Here is a 26,463-nt window from a genome sequence, read left to right as displayed (position 1 = left end):
TTGTCGCAACGCGGAGGGAGTCCGGTGCGCTTTTCTCAAGAGAGTGATGTCACCCTGGTGGTGACCAGCTGCGGTCGGTTCGATCTGCTCAAAGATACCCTTGCGAGTTTCGATCGCTATAACACTGCGCCCATACGCGAAGTTTTCATCACCGAAGACTCCGGGGACGACGCGGTGCATGGCGCCGTGCCGGAACACTGGAAGCCTTACTGCACGGTGTTCGTGAATCGGCCCAAGCTTGGCCAGCTGCCTTCGATCGACCTGGCCTACAGCCACGTCAAGACGCCCTACATCTTCCATTGCGAAGACGACTGGCAATTCTATCGTCAGGCGTTCGTCGAAGATTCCAGGTCGATACTGCAGGCCAGCCCCGAGGTGTTGCAGGTGTGGCTGCGTAGTTATGCCCATGACCTGGCGATCCACAGCCCCTACATTCACTTGGGCGATCGCCAGGTGATTGCAGGCGTGCCTTGCTACCCACTGCTTTCCGAGAAAGCCGAGTGGCAGGCCTTTTCGCTCAACCCCGGCCTGCGTCGCCTGAGCGATTATCAGCGCTGTGCGCCATTTGCCGCCTATGCTGGTGAGAAGGCGCTTTCCCGTCGCTACGCTGAGATGAAACTTACAGCGGTCACGCTGGAAGGTGATGCAGTATTGCACACCGGCTTTGGCAGCCACGTAACCTTGCCTGAAGAAGTCCAGCGCAAGGCCAAGCGGCGCCAACGCGATCGGGTAAAGCTGGCATTGACGCTGATTATGGGTGCCTTGGTAGGCATGGGAATTTCTATTTTTGTTCACTGAAATCGCAGTCCCACCTGGCTTGAACGGGAGAGGGGCGCTATCCCCATGAACATCGTCAACATGATGTGGGCGGGCGGGTCACCGTACATGTCCATTCACAAGGTTCACCGGCAGGTGCTGTCGCACGCGGGTGCGGATGCCCGTATCAGCAACTGGCTGCTGCTGGGCAGCGGCCTTTGTTGCGGGCTCGGCTCCACCCGCGAATGGCACATGCCGCAACGTGCGCTCAAGGGGCGGCATCTGTGGCGCCTGCTGCGGCCATGGCTGCGCTTGAAGCTGCGCAGGGCGTTGGCCGAAGCCAAGGCCGATGTGTTGCTGCTCGATGGCGTCGGCGTTGCGCGCCTGGTGCTGCCATTACTGTTGCAGCTGCCTGGTATGCGGGCCAAGGTCCTGTTCCATGGCAAGACCCGTCTCACCGCCAGCGATGTTCGCCTGCTGTGCAGGTTCCCCGCCGACCGGCTGAGTATCGCTGCGGTTTCGCAGACCCTCGCGCAGGCGCTGGAGCGCGACCTGGGGCGGCCAGTGCAGACGTTGCGCATGGCGCTCGAACCGCACGCGTTTATCGAGTCGCTGATGACCCGCGAACGGGCACGGCAGGTTTTGGCGTTGCCGCAAACCAGCGGGCAAGTACTGGGCGCCGTGGGTCGGCTGGTAGAGAGCAAAAGCTTCGAGATGCTGATCGACGCATTCGCTCAGGGCACCGCGGCGCAGCCTGATGCGCAGTTGGCAATCATCGGTGACGGCCCTCAGCGAGCGGCCCTGCAGTCGCGCATCGATGCACTCGGCCTGCATGGTCGCGTCCATCTCTGTGGGCACCATGATGACTTGCAGCAACTCTACCGGGCGTTTGACTGGCTCATGGTGCCCTCGCGCGCCGAAGGCTTGGGGTTGGTCGTACAAGAAGCGGTGATGGCCGATGTGCCGGTGATCTGCAGCGATCTGCCGGTGTTCCGGGAGCAGTTGGAGGACACCGGCTGCTACCTCCCTGTTGGCGATGTACAGGTCTGGGCCCAGGCGATCGAGCGCTGTGATGACCGGAGCGCAGCGGCGCTGGCCGCCCGGCAGCGTCAGGCGCTGGCGCCGGAAGCGGCCTGGCAGGCTTTCAGCAGTGGCTCGGCCAGCCTGCTGCGCGGCTAAGGCTCAGCGCGCCAGCAGGGCCGCCTCGAAATCGGCGAGCGGGAAGCGGTCGCCAAGCTTCTCGCGTTCAATGTAACTCACCATGTGTTGCACATTGCGACGAACCATCCGGGCAGACAGTGGCGGGCGCAGGAAACGCATGTCTGCCACGTCGATCAGGCCCAGGCGCTGGTCGGGGGTGACCACCACATTGCCCAGATGCAGCGAGCGAAAGTACACGCCGCTGCGGTGTAACTGGCGGATCAGGTCGATCAGGCGGGGCAGGTAGATGTCCCAGCTGAAGCCGTCATCACGCGACATCTGCAGCAGCGTGCGCCCCGGCAGCGGCCGGTACAGCACCGCCGTTCTGCCGGGCAGGTCGAGCTTGTGCTGGCTGATGACCTCGAGCGTGGGGATGCCCAGTTGGGCAAGTCTCGTGGCGTTTTCAACAAAGCGCTGGGAATAGGGGCGCAGCAGCGCAGATGAAATCAGACGCTTGCGACGAAAAACCTTGAGGAAATTTCCATCTTCAAGGAGGTAGACTTTGGCGCCATGGCTGTCAGCCTCTAGAACCTGGGCGCCAAGTGTCAGCTGATCGAAGTCGACCTGGGTGAGCCGAGAGCATTGCATGAATTGAGCCTTGTCGTCTGGCGAGCAAAATGACCGGCAATAATGCCGAAAATAATGCTGTAGCACCATGATGGTGTCTTTGATTCACCGGGGGAGCTGATGTTGCATGAGAAAAACTGGGCGCGGGCCTGGTTGGGGTTGGGTCTGGTCTGGTTTGTGGCTGCCATCGCCCTGGCACCCAGCAACAAGGTGTATCAGCAGGGCCTGGTAGCGTTTCTGTGGTTGCCGACCTTGATACTGGCATGGCCCGCGCGCACGGTGCTGATCGAAGCCTGGCGACGTCAGCCGGCGCTCTGGGGGGCGGTGCTGCTGCTGATTGTATGGGGTGCCATCAGCCTGGTCTGGTCGGCTGCCGAAGATCCTGGGCGCGAAGCCAAGCGCTTGATTTATATCCTGGTGTTTCTGTTGGCGTTTCCCTTGGTGGCCCAGGGCGGGCCTGCACGCATTCGTCACTTGCTGCAAATCGGTAGTGGTTTGCTTGCCATTGCCGCGTTGATATCGATCGTCCAGTTCTATTTCGTATTGGGCAATCCGCTGATCGGTAGGCTTGGGGGCATCGGCGAAATCTCCCACCCGATTCTTGGCGCCTACGTCATAGGTACGGCGGTCCTGCTGCTGCTCTATCAGTTGCCACACCAGCGGGTTGTTCAGCTTGGCTGGTTGTTGGCACTGGCATGCCTGGGTGCATTCGTCATGCTCAGCCAGAGCCGCGGCGCGGTGCTGGCGTTGCTGTCCACCGTGGTACTTGCGCCGTTGTGGTTCCGCGACCGCCATAGCCGAATGATCGCGGTTGCGGCCGTAATCGCCACTGGCGTGGCGTTTTATGTGGTGTATGACGTGATCACGGCGCGGGGCTCCTCGTTCCGGCCAGAGATTTTCCAAGCCGTGATTCAGATGATCGGCGAACACCCATGGACTGGGCTGGGCCTGGGTGCGTCCTACAAAGTGAGCGCGGTCGGTATGGAATTCGACCATACCCACAACATGTTCACCCACGTTGCGGTGGAGCTCGGGCTACCTGGAATGTTGCTGTGGATCGCGGTATGGCTGTTTACGCTGGCTGAGATCGTACGCGCGCGCCACACATTGCTGGGCAAGATCCTGCTCGCGCTGTGGATTTTCTCCACCATGGCCATGCAGTTCGATGCCGCCAGCCTCACCGCAACACCGCGTGCGGAGTGGTTCGTGAGCTGGCTGATCGTCGGCCTGGCGATGTTGTTACCCTGGGGGAGTGCCGAAAATGACGCCTGTGGTAAAATTTCCGGTTCAACCTGAACAGCGAGCTCGATGATGGCCGAAACACCGCTACCGGCGGAGCACACCTCCAGCGTGAAGATCTACTTCCGGCTGCTGAGCTATGTGAAACCCTATGTCGGCATTTTCCTGCTGAGCATTATCGGTTTCGTGATCTTTGCCTCGACCCAGCCGATGCTGGCCGGGATCCTCAAGTATTTCGTCGATGGCCTCAGCAACCCCGAAGCGGTGCTGTTCCCCAACGTCCCTTACCTGCGCGACCTGCAGTTGCTGCAGGCCGTGCCGCTGCTGATCATCCTGATCGCTGCATGGCAAGGCCTCGGCTCTTTCCTTGGCAACTATTTCCTGGCCAAGGTCTCCCTTTCCCTGGTGCATGACCTGCGGGTCGAGTTGTTCAACAAGCTGCTGGTATTGCCCAACCGCTATTTTGACAACCACAACTCCGGCCACCTGATTTCGCGCATCACCTTCAACGTGACCATGGTGACGGGCGCCGCCACCGATGCCATCAAGGTGGTGATCCGTGAAGGCCTGACGGTGGTGTTCCTGTTTGCCTACCTGCTGTGGATGAACTGGCACCTGACCCTGGTGATGGTCGCCATCTTGCCGGTAATCGCGGTGATGGTCAGCGTCGCCAGCAAGAAATTCCGCAAGCAGAGCAAGAAGATCCAGGTGGCCATGGGCGACGTCACGCATGTCGCGTCCGAAACCATCCAGGGTTATCGCGTGGTGCGCAGCTTCGGCGGCGAGGCTTACGAGCAGCAACGCTTCGGCCGTGCCAGCCAGAGCAACACCGACAAACAGCTGCGCATGACCAAGACCGGTGCACTGTATACGCCGATGCTGCAGCTGGTGATCTACAGCGCCATGGCTGCGTTGATGTTCCTGGTGCTGTTCCTGCGGGGCGACTCCACCGCCGGTGACCTGGTGGCCTACATCACTGCTGCGGGCCTGCTGCCCAAGCCGATCCGCCAGTTGTCGGAAGTGAGCTCGACCATCCAGAAAGGCCTGGCCGGCGCTGAAAGCATCTTCGAGCAGCTGGACGAGCAACCCGAAGTCGACAGCGGTACCGTCGAGAAGGACCGGGTGCAAGGGCGCCTTGAAGTGCGCAACTTAAGCTTTACCTACCCAGGTACCGATCGCGAAGTGCTGAGCGACATCAGCTTTACCGCCGAGCCTGGGCAGATGATTGCCCTGGTAGGGCGTTCCGGCAGCGGCAAGTCGACCCTGGCGGCGCTGATTCCACGCTTCTACCACCACGACCAGGGGCAGATCCTGCTCGATGGCGTCGAGATCGAAGACTACCGCCTGCGCAACCTGCGCCGTCACGTTTCGCAGGTTACTCAGCACGTCACACTGTTCAACGACACGGTAGCCAACAACATCGCCTACGGCGACCTGGCCGGCGCACCGCGCGCGGACATCGAAGCCGCGGCCGCCGATGCCTACGCCAAGGAGTTCGTCGACCAGTTGCCCAAGGGCTTCGATACCGATGTGGGTGAAAACGGCGTACTGCTGTCCGGCGGCCAGCGCCAGCGCCTGGCAATTGCCCGGGCACTGTTGAAAAATGCCCCGTTGCTGATCCTCGACGAAGCGACATCGGCACTGGACACCGAGTCCGAGCGGCACATCCAGGCTGCGCTGGACTATGTCATGAAGGGCCGCACCACGCTGGTGATCGCACACCGCCTGTCGACCATCGAGAAGGCCGACCAGATCCTGGTCATGGACCAGGGCCGCCTGGTCGAGCGCGGTACGCATGCCGAGCTGTTGGCAGCAAATGGCTATTATGCCCGCTTGCACGCCATGGGCCTGGAAGAGCCGGCAAAGGCCGATATCACCTGAGTCCTCCCTGAACGGGGCCGTATGGCCCCGATTGTCACCGGAATTTTCCAGAGCCCGATCTGGCCGTAAAGCCGTCGCCTGCCCTGTGCTAATATCCTGCCCCTGTTCATTATTTCCATATGGGTTGCCCATGAAGTTGTCCATGCCGCGTTTCGATCAAGCCCCGGTATTGGTGGTCGGCGATGTCATGCTGGACCGCTACTGGCATGGCGGTACTTCGCGTATTTCGCCAGAAGCGCCAGTGCCGGTGGTCAAGGTCGATCAGATCGAGGATCGCCCCGGCGGCGCGGCCAACGTTGCCTTGAACATTGCCGCCCTCGGCGCACCGGCAGCGCTGATCGGCGTGACCGGCCAGGATGAAGCCGCCGACAGCCTGGCCAACAGCCTGCAGGCTGCTGGCGTGCGTTCGGTGTTCCAGCGCATCGCGCACCAGCCGACCATCGTCAAGCTGCGGGTCATGAGCCGTCACCAGCAGTTGTTGCGCATAGATTTCGAAGAGCCGTTCGCCACCGACCCGTTGTCGTTGGGCGCTGAGGTCGAAAGCCTGCTCGAGGGCGTCAAGGTGCTGGTGCTGTCCGATTACGGCAAGGGCGCGCTGAAGAACCACCAGAGCCTGATCCAGGCCGCACGAGCCAAGGGCATCCCGGTGCTGGCCGATCCCAAGGGCAAGGATTTCTCCATTTACCGGGGTGCCAGCCTGATCACCCCGAACCTCAGCGAGTTCGAGACCATTGTCGGCCGTTGCACCGATGAGGCCGAGCTGGTCGCCAAGGGCCTGCAGTTGCTGCTGGACCTGGACCTCGGCGCGCTGCTGGTCACCCGTGGCGAGCATGGCATGACCCTGTTGCGCACCGGCCAGCCGGCGCTGCACCTGCCTGCGCGTGCCCGCGAAGTGTTCGATGTGACCGGTGCCGGCGATACCGTTATCTCCACACTGGCGGCCGCCATCGCAGCGGGTGAAGACCTGCCTCACGCCGTTGCCTTGGCCAACCTGGCTGCAGGCATCGTGGTCGGCAAGCTGGGTACCGCGGCAATCAGCGCACCTGAGTTGCGCCGTGCCATCCAGCGTGAAGAGGGTTCGGAGCGTGGTGTGCTGGGCCTGGAGCAACTGCTGCTGGCCATCGACGATGCGCGCGCGCATAACGAGAAGATCGTCTTCACCAACGGGTGCTTCGACATCCTGCATGCCGGGCATGTGACTTACCTGGAGCAAGCACGGGCCCAAGGCGATCGGTTGATCGTCGCGGTCAACGACGACGCTTCGGTAAGCCGCCTGAAAGGCCCTGGTCGGCCGATCAACAGTGTCGACCGGCGCATGGCGGTACTGGCCGGCCTTGGCGCGGTGGACTGGGTGATCAGCTTCCCTGAAGGCACGCCGGAAAACTTGTTGAGCCAAGTGAAGCCGGATGTACTGGTCAAAGGTGGTGACTATGGCATCGACCAGGTGGTCGGCGCCGACATCGTCAAAGCCTATGGCGGTACCGTGAAGGTGCTGGGGCTGGTCGAGAACAGCTCGACCACGGCGATTGTCGAGAAGATCCGCAAGAACTGATGGCGCTGGGGCCGCTTCGCGGCCCAATCGCCGGCAAGCCGGCTCCTACAGAGAAGCCAGTGCCCTTGAGGCCAGCGCTATACAGGGGGGAGCCGGCAAGCCGGCTCCTACAGAGAAGCCAGTGCCCGTGAGGCCTGCGCTGTACATGTGGGAGCCGGCTTGCCGGCGATGGGCTGCAAAGCAGCCCCACTTCATTTATGCAGTGTGGTACGCGCCCGCTGCAGCAGCGCCCGCGCCTTGTCTCCAAAGCGCTGCAAATGTGAAACCTTGGCCGTTTTGCGCTCCACCAAACCCTGCTGCTTCACCCACTCTTTCCAACGTATCCGCTCATCCGTCACCACCCAGCCGTCCTGGCGCGCGAAGCTTTCGGCCAGGTACAGCCCGCGGGTGCTCGCCGGTACCAGTTCGTCTTTCTTCAACGTATACAGCTCAGCCAGTGGCTTGCCGTCCTGCAAGGGCATCAAGTACAGGTCTGGCCGTTTACGGTTGAGGCGTGCCACCAACTGGTCGCCCTCAAGGCGTTCATCCACATGGAACAGGCTCAGCTTCTTGGCCTCACGGGGCACTTGCAGGCGCATGTCGTAGATCAGTTGCAACGAGGCGGTGGGCAAATGCACATATGCCCGCGGCCGTTCCAGCAGCATCAGGTTGCCGCAATGCACCGGCCGTGCGGCGCCAGACTCTGGCGTCAGCACGAACGGCAGCGACTCACGGTAGTGCAGGGCGGCGTCATACGGCGCCGGAAGCCAGGTTTCGTTGAAGCGCCCGCCCAGCCAACCTTCCGGGGTTTCCAGCAGGCATTCTTCGGCCACTTCCTGAACGGCGGTGTGCAACGGCAGGTTCAACTCCTGGGCCGGGACATAACCTGAAATCAATTTCAGCACCACATCACCGCGGTCCTGGCGCCGCTGGCGCACGAGCACCCAATAGTCACGGTGCTGCCAGTGCAAGGTCAGGCGCACCGAGACACCCAGGTTGGCCAGTTCGACCACGAAGCGTTGGTTGTCTGGCAACTGGATGGCGCGCCGCCGCTGCTGGGTCTGGGCAAAGTTCAGCGGCATGCCGATGCTCTGGTAGACCAGGCCTTCCGGGGTGGCTTCGACATGCAGCGGCAGTGTCTTGAAGTTGCTCGGGTTCTTGCGGATCAGCGTACGCGGCACGAGGCTCCTCCTTGCGTCAGGGCTGTCTCCCGGCCCTTGGGTAGGGACAACTCAATGCTGGCCCAGGATACGGGCGACGGTGGCCACGTTGTGGGCCAGGTGCAGCGGATTGATAGTGCCGACGATAGCACTGCTGACGCCCGGGTGGGCAAACAGCAGTTCGAAGCTGGCCTGCACCGGATCGACGCCGGGGGCAAGGCAGACATGCCCGCTGGCCAAGGCCTTCTTTACCAGAATGGCCTTGCCGTGTTCGGCAGCGTAGTCCAGCACCGGGCGTTCCGCCTGCTCGTTGAGGTTGTAGGTGACCATGGCGCAGTCGCCTTGCTCGAGGGCCTTCAGGCCACCGGCGACGGTCTTGCCCGAGAGGCCATAGCCGAGGATCTTGCCTTCCTGCTTCAGCGCTGCAAGGGTCTGATAGACCTCCTGCTGCTCGAGAATCTCCAAGTCATTGCCATCGGAGTGCACCAGCACCAGCTCGATGCGGTCGGTCTCCAGCCGGCGCAGGCTGCGTTCGACCGAAAGGCGGGTGTGGGCGGCGCTGAAGTCGAAGCGTGACTGGCCGTCTTCGAACTCTTCTCCGACCTTGCTGACGATCACCCACTCATCACGCTGGCCACGCAACAACGGCCCCAAGCGCTCTTCGCTGCGGCCATAGGCCGGTGCGGTGTCGATCAAGTTGATGCCCAGCTGGCGCGCTTGTGCCAGCAGCATGCGTGCTTCGTCATCACCGGGGATGGTGAAACCGGTGGGGTATTTCACGCCCTGGTCGCGGCCAAGCTTGACCGTGCCCAGGCCCAGGGGCGACACCTTGAAACCGGTGCTGCCCAATGGGCGGTGGAAGTCGTGGAGGGTTGGCAGGGTCATGGCAGCAGTTGCTCCCAGGCTGGTACGCCGAGTGGCGGGCGCGGCAGTGCAGAGAGATCGGCCGGGGCGCCTGGGCGAACACCGTCGCGCTCGAGGCTGGCCAGCACGCGGTCACTGAAGTCTGGCGCCAAGGCCAGCTTGGTCGGCCACCCCACCAGCAGGCGCTGCTGATCGGCGAGGAAGGCGTTGTCCGGGCGCACCAAGCCAGATTGCGCCGGCTCGGCGCGGTCGACGCGCAGCGTTGCCCAGCGGATCAGGCTCTGGTCGACCCATGGCAACAAGTTGGCGATTTCCTTTTGTGCCGCAGCGATCTGCGCCGCAGGCTCGCGCGCTACCCCATCGGCTTCGGCAAGGTCGCCGCCGAGGTACCAGACCCATTGCCCATCGGCTGCTGGGTGGGTAGTCACGGTGACGCGCGGCTTGGGCCCACCACCCAGGCAGTGGGCATACAGCGGCTTGAGGTTCGGCCCTTTGGCCATGACCATGTGCAGCGGCCGGGTTTGCATGGCTGGCTGGCTCAGGCCCAGCGCGTGCAGCAAACCTTCGGTGCCGGCGCCGGCACTGAGCACGATGCGCTGGGCACGGATTTCACGGTCGTCCACGCGCAGGCCGACCAGCTCATCACCTTCGCGCAAGGGCTCGATATACTCACCTGCCAGCAAGCTGTCGCCAGCCAGCTCGGCCAAGTTGGCCAGCAGGCTGGGCACGTCGATAACCAGCTCTGCCAGGCGATACACCTTGCCCTTGAAGGCACGGTCCTGCAGCGCAGGTGGCAGCTGGTCGCCCTTCACCTGGTCGACCCGGCCGCGCACGGCCTTGCTGGCGAAGAAGCTGGTGAGGTTGCCGGCCAGGGTGCCTGGGGACCACAGGTAGTGCGCGTCGGACAGCAGTCGAGTACGCCCTAGGTCCAGCTCACCGTTGCCGGCCAGGGCCTCGCGCCAGCGCCGCGGCATGTCGGCAATGGCTTCAGAGGCACCGGTCAAGGCACCATGCAGGGCGTATTTGGTACCGCCATGGATAATGCCCTGGGACTTGATGGTCTGCTCGCCGCCAAGGCTGGCGCGCTCCACCAGCACTGTCGAATAACCCAGGCGACGCAGGCGGGCATTCAGCCAAAGGCCTGCGACCCCGGCGCCGACGATCAGCACGTCAGTGGAAATGGCGGTTGGCATGGGTTATCTCCGAGGTTGGACAGTCGAGCAGTATACAAGCTACGGCCCTGTCTCTGTGCACCCACCTAGCGCACCGCTCTACGGTCGAAGCATGATTAAAGGTTCGGGCTGCCTATTTGTTCATCCGGTTAACTCCTTTTATTCGGATTGGCAACTGTCATATTTGCTAGTTTAGGATTTGCGAGAGCGTTGCTATCCTGGGATCTCGGCCTTATGCCGCTTTTAATAGAGTTGAAAATACCGAGGGTTACGAATATGAATAAAGTTATTCACCTGACTGACTTCTCGCTTCAATCAGGCGTCGAGTATGATAAAGCGGATAATCCTAGGTATGGTTTGAATGGCTGGCGGCTTTATAATCAACATCGAAACGCGGAGATCATGGCAGATCAAGAACGAGAAGGAAAAGATTCTGTCCTGCGCTTCATCAGCTCATCAGAGGCGCCTCTGCGCCCAGGCATCATAATCTATAAAGTGATTTCGGGTTTTCCGATTGGTTATAAACTGAAATTCTCCATGACAGCCAGGCGCATAGGTAGCAATAACCAACCCGAATTGTCATTCTATTACGGTAGCACCCTCCTGAAGGACTCTTTTCACCTGACTGATGAGTACGAAGAGTACTTTGGGAATTTTACTGTCTGTGATGAGGTGACAATACTTGCGATAGAGAATTCAACTACCCAAAGCTCTGGTAATGATTTTTACCTTTCGGAATTAAAAATTCAGCCCCAGGACGTGGTTTAGTAACCGTTGTCAGGTAATTCAATCTGTCCAGTGTCTTTCATTTGCCGGTACGGTGATTTGGCGGGCCGGCAATTTTTGCGAGCGTTCAGTGTCCAGCCGATTTCGAGAAAAGCTGAATGATAACCACGCCTGCGACAATCATCGTCATACCCACCATCGCCGGCACATCCAGCTTCTGCCCATAGATCACCAGCGCCGCCACGCTGATCAGCACAATGCCCAGCCCCGACCAGATCGCGTAAGCAATGCCCACCGGAATGCTGCGCACCACAAGGGTCAGCATCCAGAAAGCGATCCCGTAACCGACCACCATCAACAGCAACGGCAGCGGCGTGCTCAGGCCCTTGACCGCTTTCATTGAAGCGGTGGCGATGACTTCGGCGCAGATCGCGATGGCGAGGTAGGTATAGGCATTCATGGCGATATTCTCCGGTTGCTGGTCGGGCATTCTAGACGCTGCCTGGATGGGGTAAAGTCATTACCTATCATCTTTGGAGATAGGTTCATGCCGGAACAGTGGAACCTTGAGCAACTGCGTCTCTTCGTACGTGTGGTCGAGCTGCGTTCGTTTTCTGCCGTCGCCCGCGAGCAGCGCAAGGCACAGTCGGCGGTCAGCAATGCCATCGCCTTGCTTGAGAGTGACCTGGGCGTAACCCTGTTTGACCGCAGCAGCGGCCGTCAGCCGAAACTGACCGAATACGGCACCGCACTGCTGGAGGATGCCCGCGAGCTGCTGCGCCAGTGTGAACGCCTGGATGGTCGGGCCCTGGCGCTGATGCGCGGGCAGGAAGCCTTGCTGCGGGTCGCCCAGGACGAGGCCATGCCTTATCAGCCGGTAATCGACAGCCTCGATGAACTGGCCAGCCGTTACCCCTTCCTTGAAGTGCAACTGGCCAGTGCCGCCCAGGGTGATGTGGCGCGCAAGCTGGTGGAGCGTCGCGCCGACCTGGGTTTGTTCTTTCACCACGAAAGCATGCCGGCATCGCTGGAGCGGCGGACCCTGGGCAGCGTGGAAATGGTCACTGTGTGCGCCGTGGACCACCCGCTGGCGCGCGAAGGGCGGGTGACCCGCCAGCAGCTGGCACGTCATCGCCAACTACTCATTACCCCGCAGCAAAGCGGCTACCCCGGCGGCGAGGCGATCAGCCCGCAGGTATGGCGTGCCGACAGCTTCTACGCCATGGCTGAACTGTTGATGCGCGGCCTTGGCTGGGCCTGGCTGCCGCGCCACGTGGTGCAATACCCGACCTATCAGGCGCAGATGGTCGAGCTGGCCAGCGAATGGCGGCCACCGGCGTTGGTGGTCGAACTGGCCTGGCGCCGTGACGAGCCGCTGGGGCCGGCCGCGCAATGGCTGGCCGAGCGCTTTGCAGTACACCTGCGTGCTATCGGGTAAACTTCGCCGCCATGAACAGAACTCTCTATACCCTGCTGTTTCACCTGGGCCTGCCACTGGTTGGGCTGCGCCTGTACCTGCGGGCACGCAAAGCGCCGGCCTACGGCCAGCGTATCGGCGAGCGCTTCGCCCGCCACCTGCCAGCCATGCGCCAGGGCGGTATCTGGGTGCACGCGGTATCGGTGGGCGAGAGTATCGCCGCCGCTCCCATGGTGCGTGCGCTGCTCAAGGCCTACCCGGACCTGCCGATCACGCTCACCTGCATGACCCCGACCGGTTCAGAGCGCATTCGCGCCCTGTTCGCCGATGAACCGCGCATCCAGCATTGCTACTTGCCTTACGATCTACCGTGGGCGGCTGGGCGCTTTCTCGACCATGTGCGCCCGTGCCTGGGTGTCATCATGGAAACCGAGCTGTGGCCCAACCATATCCATCAGTGCGCCAAGCGGGGCATCCCTGTGGCGCTGGCCAATGCGCGGTTATCCGAGCGCTCGGCCCGTGGTTATGCGCGCTTCGCCAAGCTAACCCGACCCATGCTGGCCGAGATGAACCTGATTGCGGTACAGACCGAGACCGAGGCGCAGCGCTTTCGCAACCTGGGCGCACGGCCCGAGTGCGTGCAGGTTACCGGTTCGATCAAGTTCGACCTGAAGATTGACCAACAACTGCTGCCCCGCGCCAAGGCGCTGCGCGAGCAGTGGGGTGCAGGCCAGCGCCCGGTGTGGATTGCCGCCAGTACCCATGAAGGCGAGGATACGTTGATCCTGCAGGCCCATCGGCAGTTGCTGCAGGTGCATGGCGATGCGCTTCTGATACTGGTGCCGCGCCACCCGGAAAGGTTCGATGCGGTGCACGCCTTGTGCAACGAGCAGTTCGCCACGGTTCGTCGTTCAGCGGGTACGGCAGTGGGCGCCCAGACCCGCGTGTTGCTCGGCGACACCATGGGCGAGTTGCTGTTCCTGTATGCCTTGGCCGACATCGCCTTCGTCGGCGGCAGCCTGGTCGCTACGGGAGGGCACAACCCGCTGGAGCCGGCGGCGCTGGCATTGCCGGTGATTATGGGGCCACATGTGTTCAACTTCCTCGAGATCAGCGCAATGTTGCGCGAGGCGGGGGCGTTGCAGCAGGTGGATGATGCTGAAGGTTTGGCCGAGGCGGTGCGCCGGCTGGTCGAGCTGCCCCAGGATGCACAGCGCATGGGCGAGGCGGGCAGGGCGGTGATGCAGGCCAATCAGGGGGCTTTGCAGCGGTTGCTGGATGGGCTTGGGCTGTTGATCCGCTGAGTCATGTGGAATTCGCTTCGCGGGTAGATCCCTCCCACAGGGTTAGTGCATGGTCTGCGACCTGCACAGTACCTGTGGGGGATTACCCAGCCTTTCGGGCTGCGTTGTCGGGCAGAGAACAAAGCCCGGGAGCGCGCCGCCTACCCTGTGGGAGCGGCTTCAGCCGCGAAGCAGGCGCTGCGGTGGATGGCACCGGCTTCGCCGGTGTTCGCGGCTGAAGCCGCTCCTACAGGATCCCCGCCAAATCACTAAGTTAGCGTTTGTTCTATGAGAGCGGATTCACCCGCGGATGGCGCGACACCTGTCTCAAGGCCTGCGTTCGAAGTTCTTCGCTGCAGCCGCAGCCAGGTCCGGCGGCAGGAAGTCCTTGTCCGGGTTGTAGTCCGGTTTCAGGTACCGCCTCAGGTCCACCAGGTCTTGCGGGCTCAAGGTGCCGGCAGCTTGCTTCAGGCTCAGGTTGTCGAGAATGTAGTCATAGCGGCTGTTGTTGTAGTCGCGCACCGAGGTGTACAGCTGGCGCTGCGCGTCGAGCACGTCGACGATGTTGCGGGTACCCACCTGGTAGCCGATTTCGGTGGCTTCCAGGGCGCTCTGGTTGGAAATGATCGACTGCTTGCGCGCTTGCACCTGTTCTACATCGGTGTTTACCGCGCGGTGCAGGTTGCGGGTGTTTTCCACCACCTGGCGGCGCAGGCTTTCGCGTTGCTGCTCGCTTTGGCTCAGGCGCTGGTAGGCCTCGCGCACCTGCGAGCTGGTCAGGCCGCCGCTGTAGATCGGGATGTTCAACTGCAGGCCGATGCTGGTCTGCTCCACGTCGCCGCTGTAGCGCACGCCCAGTTGCGAGGGGTTGGTGAAGCCAAGGTTGTCGTTGTCGCCTTTCTGGTACTTGGCCACCGCATCCAGAGTCGGGGCATGGCCGGCCTTGCGCTGGCGCAGGGTTTCTTCGGCGGCATTGACGGCGTAGTTGGTCGCCAGCAGGTTGAGGTTCTGGCGGCCGGCAGTCTCGACCCAGGCTTTGGCATCGTTTGGCGTGGGCACCTGAATCGGCAAGGTGTGGACCACGCCCTGGATCGACGAGTACTCCCGGTTGGTCAAAGTTACCAGGGCCTCGAAGGCGTCCTGTACCTGGCGCTCGGCGATGATCCGGTTGGCCCGGGCCGTGTCATAGCTGGCCTGGGACTGCAGCACGTCGGTCTTGTCGGACAGGCCCACGTCGAAGCGCTCGTTGGACTGGTCGAGCTGGCGCTTGAAGGCGGACTCTTCGGCCTTGGTCGCGGCCAGGTTGTCCTGGGCACGAAGCACGGCGAAGTAATTTTGCGCGGTCTGCAGGATCAGGTTCTGCTCGGTGGCGGACAACTCCAGCGCCGCCTGCTCGTTGACCGCCTCGGCGGCCTGCAACTGGAACCAGCGGTCGGCACGGAACACCGGCTGCGCCAGGGTTGCACTCCAAGAATTGCCGCTGCGGTTGGAGGTGATCGAAGGTTCGTCGAGCTTGGTGCGGGTGTTCAGCATCTCGGCACCCGCCGACAGGTTCGGCAACAGGCCGGCACGGGCCTGGGGCACCACTTCGCGGCGGGCGCCATAATCGGCGCGGGCGGCGGCAAGATCGGCGTTGTTGTCGACCGCTTCCTGATAAACACTGACCAGGTCGGTCTTCACCGTTGTGGGCACATCCGCTGCCCAGACCACTCCGTTGGACGCACAAGACACGGCTATCGCCAGTGAGAGTTTGCGCAGCATAGAGGCAATCCTTGTACGAAATTGTAATTTCTGAACTGTTGAGTATCGAATGACGGGCCAGTGTAAGGCCCTGCGCAACTGGCAACAATCGCCGAATGCGCCTTTCATCATCGCTACGATTTACTCGCTTGGCTTTGCCGACCACTCCAGTCTAGACTGCGCATGTTCTTGTCGGGGTGCCTTGAAGCAAAGGCTGAGATCGCAGAGGTGCGGATCCCGTTGAACCTGATCAGGTTAGCGCCTGCGTAGGGAACAAGATTGCTCGCCTTCCCGGGGAGCCTCTTGTGCCAGGTCCGGGAATGTCACAGCTGCGCGCAGCTCACGGCACCCCCATGTATCCGGCACTGCACACCCATCAAGGGGTGCGTCCGCGTCTTTCAGGTTCTCCCCGACATTCCACCGCTAGGAAGCTGTCTGGAGAGCCTGTGATGAGCAAACAAGAAAAAACGATCAACCTCAGCGAGTCGGCGCAAGTCGATCAGCAGTCCGTGCAACCGTTCCCGCGTTCGCGCAAGGTGTATGTCGAAGGCTCGCGCCCGGATATCCGCGTGCCGATGCGTGAGATCAGCCTGCACGACACCCCTACCGACTTCGGCGGCGAAACCAACGCCCCGGTGCTGGTCTATGACACTTCCGGCCCGTACACCGACCCCAACGTCATCATCGACGTGCGCAAGGGCCTGGCTGATGTGCGTTCGGCCTGGATCGACGCGCGCGGCGACACCGAGCGCCTGGGTGGCCTGAGTTCGAACTTCGGCCAGCAGCGCCTGAACGATGCGGAGCTTGCCAAGCTGCGCTTTAACCACGTGCGCAACCCGCGCCGCGCCAAGGCTGGCGCCAACGTCTCGCAGATGCACTATGCCCGCCAGGGCATCATCACCGCCGAGATGGAATACGTTGCCATCCGCGAAAACATGAAGCTGCAGGAGGCCCGTGCCGCTGGCCTGCTCAAGCAGCAGCACGCCGGCCACAGCTTCGGCGCCAACATCCCGAAAGAGATCACCGCCGAGTTCGTGCGCGAGGAAATCGCCCGCGGCCGCGCGATCATCCCGGCCAACATAAACCACACCGAACTTGAGCCGATGATCATCGGCCGCAACTTCCTGGTGAAGATCAACGGCAACATCGGCAACAGCGCCCTGGGCTCCTCGATCGAGGAAGAAGTGGCCAAGCTGACCTGGGGCATTCGCTGGGGCTCGGACACGGTCATGGACCTGTCCACCGGCAAGCACATCCACGAAACCCGCGAGTGGATCATCCGCAACTCGCCGGTGCCGATCGGTACCGTGCCGATCTACCAAGCGCTGGAGAAAGTCAACGGCGTGGCCGAGGACCTGACCTGGGAGCTGTTCCGCGACACCCTGATCGAGCAGGCCGAGCAGGGCGTGGACTACTTCACCATCCATGCCGGCGTGCTGCTGCGCTACGTGCCGCTGACCGCCAAACGGGTCACCGGCATCGTCAGCCGTGGTGGTTCGATCATGGCCAAGTGGTGCCTGGCGCATCACCAGGAGAACTTCCTGTACACGCATTTCGACGAGATCTGCGAAATCATGAAGGCCTACGACGTGAGCTTCTCGCTGGGCGACGGGCTGCGCCCGGGCTCGATCGCAGACGCCAACGATGCGGCGCAATTCGGTGAGCTGGAAACCCTCGGCGAGCTGACCAAGATCGCCTGGAAGCACGACGTGCAGTGCATGATCGAAGGCCCAGGCCACGTGCCGATGCAACTGATCAAGGAGAACATGGACAAGCAGCTGGAGTGCTGTGACGAAGCGCCGTTCTACACCCTCGGCCCGCTGACCACCGACATCGCTCCCGGCTACGACCACATCACGTCGGGCATCGGCGCAGCGATGATCGGCTGGTTCGGCTGTGCCATGCTCTGCTACGTCACGCCCAAGGAACACCTGGGGTTGCCGAACAAGGATGACGTTAAGACCGGCATCATCACCTACAAGATTGCCGCGCACGCCGCCGACCTTGCCAAGGGCCACCCTGGCGCGCAGATACGTGACAACGCCTTGTCCAAGGCGCGCTTCGAGTTCCGCTGGGAGGACCAGTTCAACCTGGGCCTGGACCCAGACACGGCGCGCGCCTTCCATGACGAGACCCTGCCGAAGGAATCGGCCAAGGTCGCGCACTTCTGCTCGATGTGCGGGCCGAAGTTCTGCTCGATGAAAATCACCCAGGAGGTGCGTGAATACGCCGCCAACCTGCGGATCGACGCGGTGGATGTATCGGTCGAGGAGGGCATGCGCGAGCAGGCCGAGCGGTTCCGCCAGGAAGGCAGCCAGCTGTATCACAAGGTGTAAGGCTTCAGGTGCCGCGGCGGTGCGTCGCTGCTTGCTACATCGGGGCCGCTGTGCGGCCCATTGCCGGCAGGCCGGCTCTTACAGGATTAGCGCAATGCCCGGGCTTGCGCAGTACCTGTGGGAGCCGGCTTGCCGGCGATGGGCTGCTAAGCAGCCCAACTGGCCCGATTTACGGGTTTGGCTCACTTCAACTCCTTCGGCGATACAACAATGACAACCCCCAGCCATTTCTCCCCCGACCACCCGGTCCCCACCCACCAGCGCCCGTTCGGCGGCCGCGACCTGTTCTCGCTGTGGTTCTCCCTCGGCATCGGCCTGATGGTCCTGCAAGTGGGCGCCATGCTCGCCCCAGGCCTTGGCCTGGCCGGCGCAGTACTGGCCATCGCCCTCGGCACCGGTGTGGGCGTGCTGCTGCTCGGGGCCGCGGGCGTCATCGGCAGCGACACCGGCCTGTCCGCCATGGCCACCCTGCGGCTTGGCCTGGGCAGCCACGGCGCGCGTCTGCCGGCTTTGCTCAACCTGCTGCAACTGGTGGGCTGGGGCGCGTTCGAGATCATCGTCATGCGTGACGCCGCCAGCTTGCTGGGGGCGCGCACCTTCGGCGAAGGCAGCCTGTGGAACAGCCCGATGTTCTGGACACTGTGCTTCGGTGGCCTGGCTACCCTGCTCGCGGTCAGCGGGCCGCTGGCGTTCGTGCGCAAAGTGCTGCGCAAGTGGGGCATCTGGGTGCTGCTGGGCGCCTGCCTGTGGCTGACCTGGAACCTGTTGGCCAAGGCCGACCTGGGCGAGTTGTGGAACCGTGCGGGTGACGGCTCGATGTCGCTGGCCGTGGGCTTCGACATCGTTATTGCCATGCCGCTGTCATGGTTGCCCCTGATTGCCGACTACTCCCGGTTCGCCAGCAACGGCAAGCATGTGTTCGGTGGAACCGTGCTTGGTTACTTCATCGGCAATACCTGGCTGATGAGCCTGGGCGTGGCCTACACCCTGGCTTTTGCACCAAGCGGTGAGGCAAACGCGCTGCTGCTGGCCCTGGCGGGTGCCGGTATGGGTATTCCGTTGCTGCTGATTTTGCTGGACGAGTCGGAGAAGGCCTTTGCCGATATCCACTCGGCAGCCGTATCGACCGGCTTGCTGGTTCGCGTGAAAGTCGAACACCTGGCGCTGGCCATCGGTGTGCTGTGCACCCTGATCGCCTTGTTGGCGCCGCTGGCCCAGTACGAAAACTTCCTGCTCTTGATTGGTTCGGTGTTCGCGCCGCTGTTCGGTGTGGTGCTGGTGGACCACTACGTGATCCGCCGCCGCCGCTTGCCCGCCCAGGTTGATGGCTGGCATTGGCAAGCACTGCTGGCCTGGGCGGTGGGCGTTGCGGCTTATCACATCATCGCCGCGCAAGCCCCGGAGCTAGGTGCGACCCTGCCAGCACTGCTGCTGGCAGGTGGGCTGCACCTGCTGTTGAGCTTCAGCCGCGGCCGGGAAACAGCTCAGGCTTGAGCACGCCATTGAGGCGAGGGTAGGGCAGCTTCAGTTCCACGTGGCCCATGGAATAGGGCGCGATGGAGTAGACCTCGTATTTGACCACCACCGCGCCGTACGTCAGGGCGATGTGCGGCGACTTCTTGAAGGGCCAGGTTTTGACGAACTCGGCGTCCTTGTCCATACCCACGCTGATCAGCCAGGCGCGATGCGATTCCTCGACCGTCTTCCAGAAGGTTTCTTCCTGGCCCGGCACCAGCATGTCCTGCAGGGTCAGCACCTTGTCCAGCTTGCGCGAGTAGTTGATGAAGCCCCGGCCGGGCATGCCGTGGGCACCACCGCTGTCGAGGTAGCTCGATAATTCGATGATCACCAGCCCGTCATGCTGTTCGCGTACCTTGGCTTGCAGGTAGCTGCTGTTACGTTTGTCGGCGTTGGCCAGGTATTGCTGCTCATACGCCTGCAAAGTGCTGGGCGCGGTGCCATGCTGGTTGTCTTCGGTCAGTTGCAACAGGCGTTTTTCGACGATGCCGTCGAGCTTGGGCAGGTCCGGGAAGTGGATGGTGTCGATGTTCACCAGCGGGCAGTCACTGGCGCTGCACCCGGGTTTCACATGCTCCCAGGCGTCACGCTTGACCTCAAGCGGGGCCCGGTAGTTGGGCGTGAACAGGCTCTGGCAGGCACCCAGGGCCAAGGCCAGCACAGCCACGGAGGTCAGTTTGACAAGTGTCATGATGATCCTTGCAGTACAGGGAAAAGTCGGCCTTTGACCGCCTGCGCGGCCTTCAGTTCGCCACTAAGCTAACAGAGAGCAGGCCCGCTGTCCCGACCGCGCGAACGGTTGCCGGAAGGGGGTGAAACGGGCAGTCGTGCAGAGTAGGATGGCGCGAAGCAGTATTTGAGGTAATGAGGATTTCCATGTCAGACGTGTTGAATTCAGTGCCCAAGGGCTTCGAGGTCATCGAGCGGGCCAATTGCTTCCAGGGCTTCTACAAGCTCGACAAGCTCCGCTTGCGCCATGAACTGTTTGCCGGGGGCATGGGCCGCGAGATCAGCCGCGAACTGTTCGTACGCCACGATGCCGTGTGCGTACTGCCCTACGATCCGCGGCGCGACGAAGTGGTGCTGATCGAGCAGTTTCGCGTTGGCGCGCTGGGCAAAACCGACAACCCTTGGCTGATCGAGCTGGTTGCCGGCCTGATCGACAAGGACGAACAGCCAGAAGAAGTCGCCCACCGCGAAGCCGAAGAAGAAGCCGGCCTGACTTTCAGCGCGCTGTGGCCAATGACGCGCTATTTCCCGTCACCGGGTGGCAGCGATGAATACGTGCACCTGTTCCTCGGCCATTGCAGCAGCGAAGGCGCCGGTGGCTTGCACGGCCTGGAAGAAGAGGGCGAGGATATCCGTGTGCGCGTCTGGTCGTTCGAAGATGCCTTGCAGGCTGTGCGCGACGGGCGCATCTGCAACGCGGCGACCATCATCGGCCTGCAATGGCTGGCGCTCAACCGCGATGAAGTACGAGGTATGTGGAAGTGAACCTGCTGCGTGAGCGTTATCGCGTCGATTTGGCCGGGCTGCAGGCAGCCTGCGAGGCCAACTACGCCCGGCTCATGCGCCTGCTGCCCGACATGCGCACCACCCAGAGCTCGCGGCGCATCGGCATGACCCAGGGCGACCAGATGCTGGGCGTGCTGGTGCTCGACGTGGTGCTTGCCTGCCCCTACACCACAACCCTGCGGGTACGCCAGGAGCACAGCCTGCCTTGGCTACCGGTGCCGCACCTGGAGGTGCAGGTGTACCACGATGCGCGCATGGCCGAAGTGATCAGCGCCGAACATACCCGGCGCCTGCGCAGCATCTACCCGTATCCTAACGATGCCATGCACCAGCCGGATGAGAAGGCCCAGCTCAACCTGTTCCTCGGCGAATGGCTAAGCCACTGCCTGGCGTGCGGCCACGAACTGGCAAGTGTGCGCTGAAATGTGATGGCGGTTGGTTTCGGGTGTTTGCTCGCAACCATTCCCCCGCCATAATTCCTGCTGAATCCGCACGAGGAGACGGCCGGTGCCGCACCCAGACCCTACCCAGGCACCCGTACACGTGGTGCAACTGACCGACGCTCACCTGTTCGCAGACCCTGCGGGCACGCTGCTGGGCCTGCGGACCCGCGACAGCCTTCGCCACGTGATCGGCCAGGTGCGGCGCGAGCAACCGCGCATCGACCTGCTGTTGTGCACCGGCGACTTGTCTCAGGATGGCAGCGTTGCGTCGTATCAGGCGTTTCGCGAGCTTACAGCCGAGTTCGCCGTGCCCACTCGCTGGTTGCCAGGCAACCATGATGAAGCCAGGGTCATGGCCGAGGTGGCGCCGGACCTGGTGCAGGCGGTTACCGATGTGGGCGCCTGGCGCGTGGTAATGCTCAATTCGGCCGTGCTCGGTGCTACCCATGGGCTGCTCGGGCCGGACCAGCTGTCGTTGCTCGATGATGCGCTTGAATCAGCAGGTGAGCGCTACTGCCTGGTGTGTTGCCACCATCAACCCGTGAATATCGGTTGTGCGTGGATCGCACCGATCGGCCTGCGCAATGCCGATGAGTTGCTGCGTCGGCTTGAGGGTCGTCCACACGTGAAAGCGTTGCTCTGGGGGCATATCCACCAGGAATGGGACGCGCTGCGCGGCGGTTTGCGCCTGCTGGCCACGCCGTCGACCTGCATCCAGTTCGCCCCGCGCAGCGAGGACTTCAAGGTGAGCGAGGAGCAGCCGGGCTATCGATGGTTGCGCCTGTACGCTGACGGGCGGCTGGAGACGGGGGTGGAGCGGGCCTTGGACTTCGAGGTGAAGCTCGACTTCGACAGCCCGGGCTATTGAAGTCGAGATGCTGCACAAGGTTTCAATCGATGCGCTCCTGGTGAGAGCCGGCTTGCCGGCGATGGGACGCACAGCGCCCCGCTGCAGCTGAGAAATTGTTGCGAAAATCCCACCGCTACGCCAAAACACGGCGAACGCGCTACACTGCGCATCCCTGCGCCCGCACCATTGGGCGCGAAGCCACAGATTTCGGGGGCAGCATGTCGGGTTCCATCCTCTATATCCATGGCTTGAACAGCTCACCGCTCTCCACCAAGGCGCGTCAGCTCGAAGCTGTGATGCAGCAGCTAGGCCTTGCGGACCAGTTGCGCGTCCCCGCCCTGCACCATCACCCGCGCCAGGCCATCGCGCAGCTTGAAGCAGCCATCGCCGAGTTGGGCGCCCCCTTGCTGGTGGGCAGTTCGCTCGGCGGCTACTATGCCACCTGGCTGGCCGAGCGCCATGGCCTGAAGGCGCTGCTGATCAACCCGGCGGTCACGCCGCACAAGCTGTTCGACGGTTACCTGGGCACGCAGCGCAACCACTACACCGACGAAACCTGGGAGCTGACCCACGACCACGTACAGGCCCTGGCCGAGCTGGAAGTGCCCGCCCCCACGGATGCCGGCCGATATCAAGTATGGTTGCAGACGGCCGATGAAACCCTGGACTATCGCCACGCCGAGCATTACTACCGTGCCTGCGCGCTGCGCATCCAGGCGGGCGGCGACCACAGCTACCAGGGCTTTGCACAGCAGATGCCCGCGCTGCTGGCCTTTGCCGGCGTTGCCCGGGGGCAGTATGCAGCGCTCGACTTTTCTGTATTTTGATCTTTTTGCATTCACCAGACTGACGACGAGAACCCATGGCCAATCCCAGCGCTAGCGCCTATAACGCAGACGCCATCGAAGTCCTCTCCGGCCTTGACCCGGTCCGCAAACGGCCGGGCATGTACACCGATACCAGCCGGCCGAACCACCTGGCCCAGGAAGTCATCGACAACAGTGTCGACGAAGCCCTGGCTGGCCATGCGCGTTCGGTGCAGGTCATCCTGCATGCCGACCACTCGCTGGAGGTCAGCGACGATGGCCGCGGCATGCCGGTGGATATCCACCCCGAAGAGGGCGTGTCGGGCGTCGAGCTGATCCTCACCAAACTGCACGCCGGCGGCAAGTTCTCCAACAAGAACTACCAGTTCTCCGGCGGCCTGCACGGCGTTGGCATTTCGGTGGTCAATGCCCTGTCGACCCAGGTGCGCGTACGCGTCAAACGCGACGGCAACGAGTACCAGATGACCTTCGCCGATGGCTTCAAGGCCAGTGAGCTGGAAGTGGTCGGCACGGTCGGCAAGCGCAACACCGGTACCAGCGTGTACTTCAGCCCCGACCCCAAGTATTTCGATTCGCCTAAGTTTTCCATCAGCCGCCTCAAGCATGTGCTCAAGGCCAAGGCCGTATTGTGCCCGGGCCTGCTGGTCAGCTTCGAGGACAAGGCCAGCGGCGAGAAAGTCGAGTGGCATTATGAGGACGGCCTGCGTTCCTACCTGGTCGACTCGGTCAGTGAATACCTGCGCCTGCCTGACGAGCCGTTCTGCGGCAGCCTGGCCGGTAACAAAGAGGCCGTGGACTGGGCCTTGCTGTGGCTGCCCGAAGGCGGCGACAGCGTTCAGGAAAGCTACGTCAACCTGATCCCCACCGCCCAGGGCGGTACTCATGTCAACGGCCTGCGCCAAGGCCTGCTCGATGCCATGCGCGAGTTCTGCGAGTTCCGCAACCTGTTGCCGCGCGGGGTCAAGCTGGCGCCGGAAGACGTCTGGGAACGCATTACCTTCGTCCTTTCGATGAAAATGCAGGAGCCGCAGTTCTCCGGGCAGACCAAAGAGCGCCTGTCCTCCCGCGAGGCCGCGGCGTTCGTCTCCGGTGTGGTCAAGGACGCCTTCAGCTTGTGGCTCAACGCGCACCCTGAACTGGGCATGCAGTTGGCGGAACTTGCCATCAGCAACGCCGGCCGTCGTCTCAAGGCCAGCAAGAAGGTCGAGCGCAAGCGCGTCACCCAGGGGCCGGCGCTGCCGGGCAAGCTGGCCGACTGCGCAGGCCAAGACCCGATGCGCGCCGAGCTGTTCCTGGTCGAGGGCGATTCTGCGGGTGGTTCGGCCAAGCAGGCGCGGGACAAGGAGTTCCAGGCCATCCTGCCGTTGCGCGGCAAGATCCTCAACACTTGGGAAGTGGACGGGGGCGAAGTGCTGGCCAGCCAGGAGGTGCACAACATCGCCGTGGCCATCGGCGTCGACCCAGGCGCTGTCGACCTGTCGCAGCTGCGCTACGGCAAGATCTGCATCCTCGCCGACGCCGACTCCGACGGCCTGCACATCGCGACCTTGCTGTGCGCGCTGTTCGTCCAGCACTTCCGCCCGTTGGTCGAGGCCGGCCACGTCTACGTCGCCATGCCGCCGCTGTACCGCATCGACCTGGGCAAGGAAATCTACTACGCCCTGGACGAGCCGGAGCGTGACGGCATCCTCGACCGCCTGGTGGCCGAGAAGAAGCGCGGCAAGCCACAGGTCACCCGATTCAAAGGCCTGGGCGAGATGAACCCGCCGCAGCTGCGCGAAACCACCATGGACCCGAACACGCGGCGCCTGGTCCAGCTGACCCTGGAAGACGTCGAAGCCACCTGCGAGCTGATGGACAAACTGCTCGCCAAGAAACGCGCCGGTGACCGCAAGAGCTGGCTGGAAACCAAAGGTAACCTGGCTGAGGTCATGGTTTGATTCGTCTGCTTGCCGCCTTTTTCCTTGCGCTGGTTGCCCTGCCGAGCCTGGCAGGCAACTGGCCGGAGCTGAAGCTGGCGTCCGGGCACCCGATCGATGGCATGCGCGGCGGTAACCTCTCGGGCCTGGCCTTGTGCCGGGGCGCCTTGTGGGGTGTTTCCGACCGTGATGATGACCGTATCTACCGCTTTGACCAGCAGAACGGGGTATGGCGCGCCCAGCCTCTGACCTTCGCCCCGCCACCGGTGCCGGAAAGCGGCTTGCCCTGGGGGCTGAAGTCGCGCAACTGGGCGGTGTCGTACATCCGCGGCGGGGAGCTGGATTATGAAGGCATTACCTGCGACCAGGCCGGCACTATCTACCTGGTCAGCGAGGCGCATGCAGCGGTGCTGCAACTGCCGGTCGACGGCGAGCCGGACTGGCTGAAAATCGACCCTGCGATGATTCGCCAAGCCCGTGCCAGCGGCATGCTGCTGCACTTCAACGCCTTGTTCGAAGGCCTTGCGATCAACCCGGCGGGTGACCGCCTGTGGCTGGCGGCCGAGCGCGAGCGTCGCGGCCTGGTGAAGATAGAGCGCCAGCAATCGGTGTGGACCTGCGGGCGCAGTTGCGTGCTACTGAGCGAGGCCGGCGTCGAAATGCAACCGCCGCAAATGCCCAATGCCCGTGCGCTTTCGCGTGATTTCGCCGACCTGGCCTGGTTCGAAGGCAAGCTGTTCACCCTCGAACGCAATGCCTACCGCATTTGCCGGCGTGACGCCGACAGCGGCAAGGTCGAGCGCTGCTGGTCGTTTGCCGCCGAAGCGCTGGTGCCCGAGCGCCGCTACGATCAGCCGTTCGGCCTGGCCGAAGCGCTGGTGATCGATGCCAAGGGTGCCTGGATCGGCCTGGACAACAACAATGGTGACCGGGCCGATGGCGAAAGCCGGCCGGTGGTCTGGCGCTTTACAGCGCCCGAAGGCGGCTGGAGCGCCAAGCCATGAGCCAGCCGCCGGGCAAGCGTGCGGGCAGGGTACTGATGGTCCTTGCCTGGGCAGCGGGGATGTTCCTGGCCACGCGCTTTTTCGGTGAGTGGGAGGCGCGTGACCGCAACCCCAATACCCAGGTGCAGTCGGCACACGGCGAAGGCTTCATCGAGGTGCGTCTGTTAAGCAATGGCCAAGGCCACTTCGTGGCTGACGGTGCGATCAATGGCAAGGCTGTGCACTTCATGCTCGACACCGGCGCCACCGATGTGGCGATCCCCGAGGTGCTGGCCCGTGAGCTCGACCTGCAGCGTGGCAGCCCGGTCATCCTCAGTACCGCCAACGGCCGTACCGAAGGCTACCGCACCCGGCTGGACAGCCTGCAACTGGGCGACATTCGCCTGCAGGGCGTGCGTGCGCTGGTGGTGCCGGGGCTGGATGGGCAGACCGTGCTGCTCGGCATGAGCGCGCTGAAACAACTTGAATTTACCCAGCGCGGCGGCACCATGCTGCTGCGCCAGAACCTGAAATAA

The 26,463-nt window shown here is 62.8% G+C and carries 24 protein-coding genes and 1 riboswitch; of the genes, 17 read left to right on the top strand and 7 right to left on the bottom strand.

Going from position 1 to position 26,463, the window contains the following annotated elements; all coding sequences use genetic code 11:
* Positions 1-24 precede the first annotated feature (24 nt).
* Positions 25-798, top strand: a complete 774-nt coding sequence (locus tag ACFY68_RS00805) for a glycosyltransferase family 2 protein (protein WP_387522579.1) — start codon at positions 25-27, stop codon at positions 796-798.
* A gap of 45 nt (positions 799-843) precedes the next feature.
* A complete protein-coding gene (locus ACFY68_RS00800) occupies positions 844-1,935 on the top strand; it encodes a glycosyltransferase (RefSeq protein ID WP_387522577.1) in 1,092 nt (363 codons plus the stop codon).
* A gap of 3 nt (positions 1,936-1,938) precedes the next feature.
* On the opposite strand, the gene ACFY68_RS00795 is transcribed toward ACFY68_RS00800, so the two are convergent.
* Positions 1,939-2,544, bottom strand: coding sequence for a toluene tolerance protein (locus tag ACFY68_RS00795; protein ID WP_346615369.1), 606 nt, complete (start codon positions 2,542-2,544; stop codon positions 1,939-1,941).
* A gap of 99 nt (positions 2,545-2,643) precedes the next feature.
* Between ACFY68_RS00795 and ACFY68_RS00790 the strand changes: the two genes are divergently transcribed.
* From ACFY68_RS00790 to hldE, 3 genes are all read left to right on the top strand, one after another.
* The gene (locus ACFY68_RS00790) at positions 2,644-3,819 is read left to right on the top strand and encodes an O-antigen ligase family protein (RefSeq protein WP_387522575.1); all 1,176 of its coding nucleotides are present in this window, start codon (positions 2,644-2,646) and stop codon (positions 3,817-3,819) included.
* A 15-nt stretch (positions 3,820-3,834) separates the two neighbouring features.
* Complete coding sequence (gene msbA / locus ACFY68_RS00785) at positions 3,835-5,643, top strand: lipid A export permease/ATP-binding protein MsbA (protein WP_387523019.1); 1,809 nt, start codon at positions 3,835-3,837, stop codon at positions 5,641-5,643.
* Positions 5,644-5,773: 130 nt separating this feature from the next.
* Positions 5,774-7,195, top strand: coding sequence for a bifunctional D-glycero-beta-D-manno-heptose-7-phosphate kinase/D-glycero-beta-D-manno-heptose 1-phosphate adenylyltransferase HldE (gene hldE / locus ACFY68_RS00780; protein ID WP_346615366.1), 1,422 nt, complete (start codon positions 5,774-5,776; stop codon positions 7,193-7,195).
* A 191-nt stretch (positions 7,196-7,386) separates the two neighbouring features.
* Here the strand turns inward: hldE and ACFY68_RS00775 are convergent, their stop codons facing one another.
* From ACFY68_RS00775 to ACFY68_RS00765, 3 genes are read right to left on the bottom strand one after another with little or no spacing between them, the layout of a single operon-like run.
* Entirely contained in the window at positions 7,387-8,355 is a 969-nt protein-coding gene (locus ACFY68_RS00775; RefSeq protein WP_387522573.1) for a metal ABC transporter ATPase, read from the bottom strand.
* 51 nt (positions 8,356-8,406) lie between these two features.
* On the bottom strand, positions 8,407-9,219 hold the full coding sequence (locus tag ACFY68_RS00770) for an aldo/keto reductase (protein ID WP_387522572.1): 813 nt from the start codon (positions 9,217-9,219) through the stop codon (positions 8,407-8,409).
* Positions 9,216-10,391, bottom strand: a complete 1,176-nt coding sequence (locus tag ACFY68_RS00765; RefSeq protein ID WP_387522570.1) for an NAD(P)/FAD-dependent oxidoreductase — start codon at positions 10,389-10,391, stop codon at positions 9,216-9,218. The genes ACFY68_RS00770 and ACFY68_RS00765 overlap by 4 nt, the downstream gene beginning before the upstream one ends.
* A gap of 255 nt (positions 10,392-10,646) precedes the next feature.
* Here ACFY68_RS00765 and ACFY68_RS00760 point away from each other — a divergent pair, with 255 nt between their 5' ends.
* On the top strand, positions 10,647-11,138 hold the full coding sequence (locus ACFY68_RS00760; RefSeq protein ID WP_387522569.1) for a hypothetical protein: 492 nt from the start codon (positions 10,647-10,649) through the stop codon (positions 11,136-11,138).
* An 85-nt stretch (positions 11,139-11,223) separates the two neighbouring features.
* On the opposite strand, the gene ACFY68_RS00755 is transcribed toward ACFY68_RS00760, so the two are convergent.
* Entirely contained in the window at positions 11,224-11,556 is a 333-nt protein-coding gene (locus tag ACFY68_RS00755) for a DMT family transporter (protein WP_387522567.1), read from the bottom strand.
* 87 nt (positions 11,557-11,643) lie between these two features.
* Between ACFY68_RS00755 and ACFY68_RS00750 the strand changes: the two genes are divergently transcribed.
* Together ACFY68_RS00750 and waaA are read left to right on the top strand one after the other, a co-directional pair.
* Positions 11,644-12,534, top strand: coding sequence for a LysR family transcriptional regulator (locus ACFY68_RS00750; RefSeq protein ID WP_387522565.1), 891 nt, complete (start codon positions 11,644-11,646; stop codon positions 12,532-12,534).
* 11 nt (positions 12,535-12,545) lie between these two features.
* On the top strand, positions 12,546-13,817 hold the full coding sequence (gene waaA, locus ACFY68_RS00745; RefSeq protein WP_387522563.1) for a lipid IV(A) 3-deoxy-D-manno-octulosonic acid transferase: 1,272 nt from the start codon (positions 12,546-12,548) through the stop codon (positions 13,815-13,817).
* 306 nt (positions 13,818-14,123) lie between these two features.
* Here waaA and ACFY68_RS00740 read toward each other — a convergent pair whose 3' ends face one another.
* Positions 14,124-15,557: a TolC family outer membrane protein gene (locus tag ACFY68_RS00740; protein WP_346614838.1), complete on the bottom strand. Its 1,434-nt coding sequence runs from the start codon at positions 15,555-15,557 to the stop codon at positions 14,124-14,126.
* A 162-nt stretch (positions 15,558-15,719) separates the two neighbouring features.
* A riboswitch (TPP riboswitch) is annotated at positions 15,720-15,826 on the top strand.
* A 159-nt stretch (positions 15,827-15,985) separates the two neighbouring features.
* On the opposite strand from ACFY68_RS00740, the gene thiC reads away from it, so the two are divergent.
* Both thiC and cytX read left to right on the top strand, forming a co-directional pair.
* Positions 15,986-17,872: a phosphomethylpyrimidine synthase ThiC gene (gene thiC, locus ACFY68_RS00735; protein ID WP_346614837.1), complete on the top strand. Its 1,887-nt coding sequence runs from the start codon at positions 15,986-15,988 to the stop codon at positions 17,870-17,872.
* A 210-nt stretch (positions 17,873-18,082) separates the two neighbouring features.
* A complete protein-coding gene (cytX, locus tag ACFY68_RS00730) occupies positions 18,083-19,366 on the top strand; it encodes a putative hydroxymethylpyrimidine transporter CytX (protein WP_387522561.1) in 1,284 nt (427 codons plus the stop codon).
* Here cytX and ACFY68_RS00725 read toward each other — a convergent pair.
* Positions 19,335-20,081, bottom strand: coding sequence for an RsiV family protein (locus ACFY68_RS00725; RefSeq protein ID WP_387522559.1), 747 nt, complete (start codon positions 20,079-20,081; stop codon positions 19,335-19,337). The two genes, cytX and ACFY68_RS00725, sit on opposite strands and share 32 nt — an antisense overlap.
* Before the next feature lie 185 nt (positions 20,082-20,266).
* On the opposite strand from ACFY68_RS00725, the gene ACFY68_RS00720 reads away from it, so the two are divergent.
* The 7 genes from ACFY68_RS00720 to ACFY68_RS00690 all read left to right on the top strand — a co-directional run bounded on the left by ACFY68_RS00720 (position 20,267) and on the right by ACFY68_RS00690 (position 26,463).
* The gene (locus tag ACFY68_RS00720) at positions 20,267-20,884 is read left to right on the top strand and encodes an NUDIX domain-containing protein (protein WP_387522557.1); all 618 of its coding nucleotides are present in this window, start codon (positions 20,267-20,269) and stop codon (positions 20,882-20,884) included.
* Positions 20,875-21,327 carry a DUF1249 domain-containing protein gene (locus ACFY68_RS00715; protein ID WP_346614833.1) on the top strand — a complete coding sequence of 151 codons (453 nt, stop codon included), beginning with the start codon at positions 20,875-20,877 and terminating at the stop codon, positions 21,325-21,327. Before ACFY68_RS00720 ends, ACFY68_RS00715 begins: the two co-directional genes overlap by 10 nt.
* 85 nt (positions 21,328-21,412) lie before the next feature.
* On the top strand, positions 21,413-22,216 hold the full coding sequence (gene cpdA, locus ACFY68_RS00710; protein ID WP_387522555.1) for a 3',5'-cyclic-AMP phosphodiesterase: 804 nt from the start codon (positions 21,413-21,415) through the stop codon (positions 22,214-22,216).
* A 200-nt stretch (positions 22,217-22,416) separates the two neighbouring features.
* Positions 22,417-23,025 (top strand): YqiA/YcfP family alpha/beta fold hydrolase, encoded by a 609-nt coding sequence (locus ACFY68_RS00705; protein ID WP_387522553.1) that lies wholly within the window; start codon positions 22,417-22,419, stop codon positions 23,023-23,025.
* 35 nt (positions 23,026-23,060) lie between these two features.
* Entirely contained in the window at positions 23,061-24,965 is a 1,905-nt protein-coding gene (gene parE / locus ACFY68_RS00700; RefSeq protein WP_346614830.1) for a DNA topoisomerase IV subunit B, read from the top strand.
* On the top strand, positions 24,962-25,948 hold the full coding sequence (locus ACFY68_RS00695) for an esterase-like activity of phytase family protein (protein ID WP_387522551.1): 987 nt from the start codon (positions 24,962-24,964) through the stop codon (positions 25,946-25,948). Before parE ends, ACFY68_RS00695 begins: the two co-directional genes overlap by 4 nt.
* A complete protein-coding gene (locus tag ACFY68_RS00690) occupies positions 25,945-26,463 on the top strand; it encodes a TIGR02281 family clan AA aspartic protease (RefSeq protein WP_387522549.1) in 519 nt (172 codons plus the stop codon). Before ACFY68_RS00695 ends, ACFY68_RS00690 begins: the two co-directional genes overlap by 4 nt.

The organism is Pseudomonas sp. NPDC012596 (assembly GCF_042902325.1).
In the GTDB taxonomy this organism is placed as follows: Bacteria; Pseudomonadota; Gammaproteobacteria; order Pseudomonadales; family Pseudomonadaceae; genus Aquipseudomonas.
Note: the sequence above shows the minus strand (reverse complement) of the source record. Positions and strands in the feature narration are given on the sequence as shown.